Origin of the sequence: Vibrio methylphosphonaticus (assembly GCF_023634655.1) — a bacterium.
In the GTDB taxonomy this organism is placed as follows: Bacteria; Pseudomonadota; Gammaproteobacteria; order Enterobacterales; family Vibrionaceae; genus Vibrio; species Vibrio methylphosphonaticus.
On the sequence record NZ_JAMKMS010000089.1, the window covers coordinates 1 to 299 of the forward strand.

The 299-nt window shown below is 49.2% G+C and carries 1 protein-coding gene; it reads right to left on the bottom strand.

All coding sequences use genetic code 11. The features are described 5' to 3' along the window. On the bottom strand, window positions 1-299 hold a 299-nt coding region (locus tag M9196_RS23380; protein ID WP_250619897.1), incomplete at both ends, for a tandem-95 repeat protein.

Below are 299 nucleotides of genomic sequence, written 5' to 3' on the forward strand. Positions count from 1 at the left end.
AGTCGACCTCGCCATTAAAGTTCTCATTTGGTGAGAAAGTATAGCTACCATCACCGTTGTCGGTGAACACACCATCAGTACCAGAGTAAGACACATCAGCAACGGATAAGTCATCGCCATCAATGTCTGAAGCGCCAGCTAGAAGCTGATCGTCAGTAAAGGTCAACGAGCCGTCTTCTTGGATGGTGTAACCCACATCTTCCACTACCGCGGCGTCATTCACTGGATTTACCGTGAGGTCTGCAGTGGCAACAACGGTATCCGTGCCGTCTGAAAGGTCGAAGCTTAAGTCAATGTCA